The sequence below is a fragment of the Microbacterium tumbae genome (genome assembly GCF_054780175.1).
In genome coordinates, this window is the sequence record NZ_BAAGWV010000001.1 from 1,607,481 (window position 1) to 1,613,987 (window position 6,507).

Annotated in this window: 6 protein-coding genes; 5 read left to right on the forward strand and 1 reads right to left on the reverse strand. The window is 68.5% G+C overall.

The window, feature by feature from the left end:
• Window positions 1–175 precede the first annotated feature (175 nt).
• The 5 genes from ACYVGQ_RS07225 to ACYVGQ_RS07245 all read left to right on the forward strand — a co-directional run bounded on the left by ACYVGQ_RS07225 (window position 176) and on the right by ACYVGQ_RS07245 (window position 5,596).
• Window positions 176–1,318: a low temperature requirement protein A gene (locus ACYVGQ_RS07225; RefSeq protein WP_460783934.1), complete on the forward strand. Its 1,143-nt coding sequence runs from the start codon at window positions 176–178 to the stop codon at window positions 1,316–1,318.
• A 90-nt stretch (window positions 1,319–1,408) separates the two neighbouring features.
• Complete coding sequence (locus tag ACYVGQ_RS07230) at window positions 1,409–2,416, forward strand: intradiol ring-cleavage dioxygenase (protein WP_460783897.1); 1,008 nt, start codon at window positions 1,409–1,411, stop codon at window positions 2,414–2,416.
• Window positions 2,417–2,630: 214 nt separating this feature from the next.
• Window positions 2,631–2,885, forward strand: a complete 255-nt coding sequence (locus ACYVGQ_RS07235) for a hypothetical protein (RefSeq protein ID WP_460783898.1) — start codon at window positions 2,631–2,633, stop codon at window positions 2,883–2,885.
• Window positions 2,886–3,010: 125 nt separating this feature from the next.
• Window positions 3,011–4,123: a fatty acid desaturase family protein gene (locus ACYVGQ_RS07240; protein WP_460783935.1), complete on the forward strand. Its 1,113-nt coding sequence runs from the start codon at window positions 3,011–3,013 to the stop codon at window positions 4,121–4,123.
• Between the two features lie 84 nt (window positions 4,124–4,207).
• Window positions 4,208–5,596: an amidase gene (locus ACYVGQ_RS07245; protein ID WP_460783899.1), complete on the forward strand. Its 1,389-nt coding sequence runs from the start codon at window positions 4,208–4,210 to the stop codon at window positions 5,594–5,596.
• 6 nt (window positions 5,597–5,602) lie between these two features.
• Here the strand turns inward: ACYVGQ_RS07245 and ACYVGQ_RS07250 are convergent, their stop codons facing one another.
• A complete protein-coding gene (locus ACYVGQ_RS07250) occupies window positions 5,603–5,911 on the reverse strand; it encodes a hypothetical protein (protein WP_460783900.1) in 309 nt (102 codons plus the stop codon).
• Between the last annotated feature and the right edge of the window lie 596 nt (window positions 5,912–6,507).

A 6,507-nucleotide genomic window follows, 5' to 3' on the forward strand; every position in this document is an offset into this window, starting at 1 on the left:
ACACGGCGTCCTCATGCAGCAAGCACTGCGGACTTCGCTCACTCTAGCGGATGAGCGTCGGGAGCGGAAGATATCTCATGCGAATGGACGAAACATGACGCGCGGACATCCGGAGGTCTAACCTGATCCGGTGACAGACGCGACCGCCGCATCAGCCCGTTTCCGCCTCAGCAGGATGCTTCCGCGCGATCCCCATCAGCCTCATCGCGCTGCGAGCTCCCTCGAGCTGTTCTTCGACCTCGTCTTCGTCGTCGCCGTGAGCACCGCGTCCGCGCAGCTGCATCACGAGATCGGCGAGGGACAGGTCGCGCACGGGGTCACGTCCTATGCGATGGTGTTCTTCGCGATCTGGTGGGCGTGGATGAACTTCACCTGGTTCGCGACCTCCTTCGACACCGACGACTGGGCGTACCGCGTGACGACGATCGTCCAGATGAGCGGCGTGCTCGTGCTCGCGGCGGGCATCCCGGCCGCGTTCGAGGGCGGATTCGCGACCGTCGTGATCGGGTACATCATCATGCGGGTCGCGATGATCTCCCAGTGGCTGCGCGCGTCGAGGGGCGCCGGTCCGCTGCGCACCGCGACGATCCGGTACGCGGCGGGCATCGGCGTCGTCCAGGTGCTGTGGGTGCTGTTCCTCTTCGTCCCCGGCGAGCTCCGCATCCCGGCGTTCGTGCTCTGCGCCCTGCTGGAGATCGCGATCCCGATCGTCGCCGAGCGCCGGCGTCAGACGCCGTGGCATCCGCATCACATCACGGAGCGCTACGGCCTGTTCACGCTCATCGTGCTCGGTGAGAGCCTGCTCGCCTCCGCGAAGGCGATCATCGAGGCGCTGCACGACGCGGAGTCCCTCGGCCCGCTCATCTCGATCTCGGTCCTGACGCTGGTCGCCACCGCCTCGCTGTGGTGGATCTACTTCTGGCCGCCCCATCACAGGGCCATCACCTCGTTCGCCCGGTCGCTGCGCTACGGCTACACGCACTACTTCGTCTTCGCGGCAGCAGCCGCGTTCTCGGCGGGGATCGAGGTCGAGATCGACGTGCTGACCGGCCACAGCGAGCTGAGCTCCGCGACGGCCTCCTTCGCCGTCACGGTGCCGATCGCGATCTTCCTGATCGGGATCTGGTGGATCGCGATACGGGAGAACGCCGACCGCGTCGTGAACACGGTCGTCCCGATCGGCGCGCTGCTCGTGCTGTTCGACCCGGTCGTCCCGGTCCCCGTCACGCTGACGGCGGGCATCCTCATCGTCATCGTCGTCTTCCTCGTGATCCGGCCGCCCGTGGAGCGGAAGGCGCTCATGGAGCAGGAGTCATAGAGAGCGCATAGGGCACGCAGAGCCCGCTGATCGCCTCCTCAGGAACCATGGGTCTCGCCCAGGACGGTTCGACACGAGAGGAGCACGATCATGAGCCGCATCCCCGAACCCGCCCCCACTCCGCAGGGTCCTGCCTACGAGGGCCGCCTGCTCGATCGCCCGGACGAGGAGGTCGTCGACCAGGGCGCGTCCTTCGACATCCGCACCCTGATCAGCCGGCGGGGCCTCCTCGGCATCGCCGGCCTCGGCGCGGGGGCGGTCGTCCTGGCCGCCTGCGCCCCGACCGTCTTCACCTCCGGCTCCGGCAGCGCCTCATCCGACGACGGCTCCTCATCCGCGGACGGCGCGGACGCCGGGGCGACGGCCGACGGCGAGATCCCCGATGAGACGGCCGGTCCCTATCCGGGAGACGGATCCAATGGTCCCGACGTGCTGGAGGATTCCGGCATCGTACGTCAGGACATCACCTCCTCGATCGACGGCACCGCGACCGCCGACGGCATCTCGCTGACCTTCGAGCTCGAGATCCTCGACATGGCGGACGGCGACGCGCCCTTCGAAGGCGTGGCGGTCTACGCCTGGCACTGCACGGCCCAGGGCGAGTACTCGATGTACTCCGAAGGGCTGGAGGACGTCACCTACCTGCGCGGCGTCCAGGTCGCGGATGCCTCCGGCAAGGTCGCGTTCGACTCGGTCTTCCCCGGGTGCTACTCGGGGCGTTGGACGCACATCCACTTCGAGGTCTACCCCGACGTCGCCTCCATCACGGACTCGACCAGCGCGATCGCCACCTCGCAGCTGGCGCTCCCCGGGGACGTCTGCACCGCCGTCTACGCGGACCCCCGCTATGACGGCTCCGCCCAGAACCTCTCGCAGATCACGCTCGCGAGCGACAACGTGTTCGGCGACGACAGCGCCGCGCTGCAGATGGCCACCGTGACCGGCGACGCGAGCAGCGGATACACCGCGACCCTGCAGGTCCGCGTCGACACCGCCACCACGCCCTCCGCCGGTTCCGCGCCGTCCGGAGACTCCGGAAACGGGGGGCCGGGCGGCGCCGGCGATTCGGCGGGCCCCGGCGAGCCGCCGTCCCGCTGATCCCACAGGCTGCCGAACGACTCGGGCCACGTCGCTGCAGGGCTGGTAGACTGGATCCGCACGTGAAGGTTTCGCCGCGAATCGGCGCATCACGTCGCCACCGATCTGGGCCGTCAAGGACCGCGCACACCGATGCGCGCGGCATCCGTCCGGATCGCGAAGACCGCGAGGCGCGCATGGGCGCGCCCGCCGCAGAGCAATGAGCAGTATCACCATGAGCATCATCAACGACACACTGAACTGGAAGCAGGCGGACGACGACGTGCACGTCGCAACGCGAGACGGCGAGTTCGCCGGCTTCGTCGAGTTCGACGGCACGGCGCACGTCGTGCGCGACAACCACGGGGCCGATCTGGGCGCCTTCCCGACGTTGGCGGACGCCCGCCTGGCGCTCGAGAGCGCCAGGCGGGCGTCGCGGCATCCGCTGAAGCTGACGCTCCGCCGCCGCATCCGCCGCGCTCGCGCCTGAGCATGGGCACTGAATCCATGAACGTATGCCCATCGGCGCATACCCCGCGGAGTAACGTAAGGTAAGCGATCGGCACCTGCCCTTGGCTTTCACAGCCACAGGGCTCCGATCGACAGGAGAGCACCATCTCCCTCTCGCAGGTCGAAACGACCGAATCAATCCTCGGCCCGGTGCGCCAGACGTACTCCGGAAACGACGAGTTCCCCCCGATGGCCCAGGCGTACCGCCAGGTCTCCCAGGTCGTGCGCGAGATGGGTCTCCTGCAGCGCGCGCCCTGGTTCTACACCGCGGTGGCGGGTGCGATCGTGCTCGCGCTCGGCGGCGCCGTCACCGGATTCGTGCTGCTCGGCGACAGCTGGTTCCAGCTCCTCATCGCCGGCGCCCTGGGGATCATCTTCACGCAGATCGCCTTCCTCGCCCACGAGGCGGCGCATCGGCAGATCCTGAGCTCAGGGCCGGCGAACTTCCGTCTCGCGCGCATCCTGGCCGGCATCGTCGGCATGAGCTATTCCTGGTGGGACTCCAAGCACACCAAGCATCACGGCAATCCCAACCAGGTGGGCAAGGATCCGGACATCCAGGTCGACACGATCTCCTTCCTCGAGACGGATGCCGCGCAGTCGCGGGGACTCATCCGCCTGATCACTCGCAAGCAGGGCTGGCTGTTCTTCCCGCTGCTGACCCTCGAGGGGCTGAATCTGCACTACATCGGGCTGAAGCACCTCGCGACGAAGAAGAACGTCAAGGGGCGCTGGATCGAACTCGGCCTCATCGCCGTCCGGTTCGCGGTGATCCTCGTCCCGCTGTTCCTGATGCTGCCGATCGGCATGGCGTTCGCCTTCCTGGGCGTGCAGCTCGCGGTGTTCGGCGTGTACATGGGGGCCTCCTTCGCGCCGAACCACAAGGGCATGCCGATCATCCATCCCAACGCGAAGCTGGACTTCTTCTCGAAGCAGGTCCGCACCTCGCGCAACATCTCCGGCGGCTGGTGGGCGACCTGGCTCATGGGCGGACTGAACTACCAGGTGGAGCACCACCTCTTCCCGAACATGCCCCGCACGAACCTGGCGAGGGCGAGCGAGATCGTCCGCGACTACTGCGCGGCGAACGGTGTGCCGTACACGGAGACCACGCTGATCCGCTCGTACGGGATCGTGATCGAGTATCTCAACCGTGTGGGGCTCGCCGCGGCCGATCCCTTCGACTGCCCGGCTGCGGTGCAGCTCCGGAGGGCGTGACCCCGCTTCGAATCGCGCGAATTGTTGCATCCGGAGCCGGAAAGCGGCAATTCGCGCGATTCGAATGCGCCGTAGGCTCGAGGCATGGCCGAGCTGCATGACCTGACCGCGATCGAACAGCTGGCCGCGCTGCGGGCGGGGGAGCTCTCGCCCGTCGATCTCGTCGGACACTATCTCGACCGCATCGCGCGGCTCGATGCCGGGCTCGGCGCGTTCGTCGAGGTGACGGCGGACGCGGCGCTCGAACGGGCGCGGGCGGTGTCTTCGGAGCATCCGGTCGGCGCCCTGTGGGGCCTGCCGTTCGGGGACAAGGATCTCGTGCCGCGCGCCGGGGTGCCGACGAGGTTCGGCTCGCGCCTGCATCGAGACTTCGTGCCCGACATCACCGCCGACCAGGCCGCCGTGCTGGATGAGGCGGGCGGTATCAGCCTCGGGAAGACGAACACCCCGGAGTTCGGGATGACCGGGTACACCGAGTCGCAGGTGGCGCCCCCGGCGAGGGATCCGTGGAATCCGGCGAACGGCGCGGGAGGGTCCAGCGGCGGCGCGGCGACCGCCGTGGCCGCAGGGCTCCTGCCCCTGGCGCCCGCATCCGACGCAGGAGGATCGATCCGGATCCCCGCCGCCACCGTGGGGCTGGTCGGGATCAAGCCTTCGCGGGGGAGGGTGCCGTTCGCGTCCGGGCTGGACAGTCCCGGCGGGCTCGCCGTTGCCGGGCCCATCGCGCGGACCGTGGCGGACGCCGCGCTGCTCCTGGACGTGCAGGTCGCCGGACGCGCGTACGCCTATGCGACCGCGGCGCCGTCGTCGCCGACGTTCTCCGGCTCGGCGCGTGTCGGCGTGACGACCGTGTCTCCGTGGGACGATGACGCGGACATCCGCCTCGACCCGGACGCCCGGCGCGCGGTCGAGGTCGCGATCGCGCTGCTGTCGGATGCCGGGCACGGGGTGGACGCTCTCGACTGGCGTCCGAGCGGCTATGCGGCGATGTTCATGACGCTGTGGCGGACGAGCGCGGCGCGGATGGCGCTGTCGGATGCCGAGCTCGAGCTCGTGGAGCCGATCACGGCCTGGCTGGCGCGGGAGGGGCGTCGGCTGACCGGCCGCGAGGTGCTGGACGGGCTGGCCGCGGCGACGGTGTTCGAGAGGCGGACCATCACCGCCTTCGCGCCGTTCGATGCGGTGCTGACCCCCGCGCTCGCGCTGCCGGCACGACCGGTGGGATGGTTCCATCCGACGGATGCGAGCGAGAACTTCGACCAGCAGGTGCGCTATGCGCCGTACTCGAGCTTCGTGAACGTGGCCGGCCTGCCCGCGATCGTGGTTCCCGTGACGAGGGATGCTTCCGGGCATCCGGTCTGCGTGCAGCTGATCGGTCGTCCCGGCGGGGAGGGGTCGATCATCGCGCTCGCCGCGGAGCTCGAGCGGCGGGCGGATCTGCTCGCCGCCCGTCCGCGAGTGTGGACGGAGTGACGGCTCCTATGAGCCGGGATCCGCACGGAGGCGTCCGCGGAGGAACGGGAGCGCGGGAGCGCGGTAGACGAGGACGCCTCGCTGGCCGGGCTCGAGCGTGATCTCCGCCTGTCCGAAGCGCCACATCCGATTGAAGAGGAACACGCCCAGGACCACGGTGCGGTCGGCGGGGACCTGCCAGGTGCCGAGCCCCCACTGCGTCGGCTGCCCTCGCCCCTCGATGACCAACGTGGGCCGGATGCCGGCGTAGAGGGCGAACCACGGCTTGCGCATCGCCAGCTCGACGCGTTGGGTGGTCTGGGCGTCAGCGGTCACGGTGATCCCGGGGGAGGAGCGGTGCGCATGGTGTTCACGGTATCCGATCGGAGAGGGGGCGCGATGTCGTCGTCGCGACTCAGGGAGCAGATGCGGTCAGCGACGCGCGAGCCGCAACTGAAGCTTCGTCGACGAGCCAGGTGCGCCCGACTTGTCGTCCGATGAGGAGCTCATGATGGAGCATGGCAAGTACGCGCTGCGGGGTTGCTCGCAATCGTCGAGCTGCTTCTTTGGGCGAGATCTCCGTGGCCGCACAACCATTGGGTTGAAACAGTAGCTATGCACGAGAAGCTTGCGGTCGTCCCGGACGCGAGAAGCTGGGTGCCAGCACAGAATCGGCACACGACGCTGACTCTTCGACTCGTCGGCGCGTGCTCAGCGCATTTCGTCTCGCTCGCTCAACGAATGGGGACGGAGACCAGACCTCACCAGGGCAAAGCAAAACCCCCGCCATGTAGAAGCTAGGCGAGGGTTATAGGCAAGAACGTGTGGATGGGTTCTTGATCTAGCCGCGGGATCTCGCGGTGAAATGGGGATGGTTATGGTCTGCGAGGCTTACTCGTGGACCTTCCCCCGAACTCGACGACGTGTCTGGT

Bases quoted from the DNA above. Each gene is read 5' to 3' on its own strand.
- ACYVGQ_RS07225 (WP_460783934.1), top strand. From the start codon at position 176: ATGCTTCCGCGCGATCCCCATCAGCCTCATCGCGCTGCGAGCTCCCTC.
- ACYVGQ_RS07230 (WP_460783897.1), top strand. From the start codon at position 1,409: ATGAGCCGCATCCCCGAACCCGCCCCCACTCCGCAGGGTCCTGCCTAC.
- ACYVGQ_RS07235 (WP_460783898.1), top strand. From the start codon at position 2,631: ATGAGCATCATCAACGACACACTGAACTGGAAGCAGGCGGACGACGAC.
- ACYVGQ_RS07245 (WP_460783899.1), top strand. From the start codon at position 4,208: ATGGCCGAGCTGCATGACCTGACCGCGATCGAACAGCTGGCCGCGCTG.